This is a genomic window from Okeania sp. SIO3I5, from assembly GCF_010672085.1.
GTDB lineage: Bacteria > Cyanobacteriota > Cyanobacteriia > Cyanobacteriales > Microcoleaceae > Trichodesmium.
The window spans coordinates 1-1,022 of record NZ_JAAHHT010000556.1; the positions used below are offsets into that span (position 1 = coordinate 1).

Below are 1,022 nucleotides of genomic sequence, written 5' to 3' on the forward strand. Positions count from 1 at the left end.
GCCAGAAGTTCATACTTGGGGATGGGCTGTTACCAATCCTAATGAGAATGTTATTAAATCTGCTTTTGATGAAGTTATTAAAAGACTTGTTGCACTTGGATGGAATAAGGGAGATAATGTGTTGGTTAAAAACTTAAATGCAAAGATAAATACCATAGCGTCTCGCTCTAATTTACCCACACATATTTCTATCGCTATAGATGATGTTTGGAATAGTGTAAAAACTTCAATAACAAAGAATGATAATAGTCTAGATAAAGCTGTGGAGAATATAAGTAGTGTTTTATATCATATAACCATAGAGGTAGGGGATGATTTATATGATAAAGATAATCCACGTTGGTTTAGTGATAAAACAATGTGGTCTAAATTGCCATCTGAAACAGATCGTTATGAAGTAGCACAAGTTGTAGAAGAGGCAGATAAAATTATTTCGGCAATGGCTAAGTTAAAGTAGAGAATTAGTGCGATCGCCACTCTTGTCCGTTGGGTTGACGCGAGGAAACCAAGCAAATTAACCCTATTTTCCAGACAACCGAAACCCCACAAATAAACAATGAGAATTTAGAATATGGAATTACGCGATCGCGCCAAGGATATTGTTATTAGTAGGGGCACGAATAGTTCGGTAGCTTGGTAAGTATTTATACTATATCAATCATTTTCATTGACCTTTCTTAGTAGTCAAATTCTCAGTCAAATATTAAACATAGATATTTACTGAGATTCTGATTGACTACTATAATTTTATTCTTACTTTTTAGTTTTTAGTTTTGACTTTTGCTATTTTGCTATATTTTGTTGTGCATAATGTAGATTAAAACGGGATTTCTTCATCAAAATCAGAATTATTTTCCCCTGCTTGAGATTGAGCTAAATTTTCCTCCGCTGCCTGAATTTTGGCAAAAATAGATATTCTAGAATTAGGTCTTTTTTTCATCAGTCTATCAATTTGATATTTAGCTTTAATTGCCTCTCGATATTCTTTATAAATCGGTTCTTCCGGCCAATTCAAATCAGTA

The 1,022-nt window shown here is 33.3% G+C and carries 1 protein-coding gene and 1 pseudogene; one reads left to right on the forward strand and one right to left on the reverse strand.

Annotated elements, in window-relative coordinates; translation table 11 throughout:
* Nucleotides 1–457 (forward strand): hypothetical protein (locus tag F6K40_RS40510; protein WP_293146073.1); only part of this gene is annotated, 457 nt, incomplete at its 5' end.
* Nucleotides 458–817: 360 nt separating this feature from the next.
* On the opposite strand, the pseudogene F6K40_RS40515 reads toward F6K40_RS40510, so the two are convergent.
* A pseudogene (locus F6K40_RS40515) lies at nt 818–1,022 on the reverse strand (hypothetical protein); the annotation flags it as partial.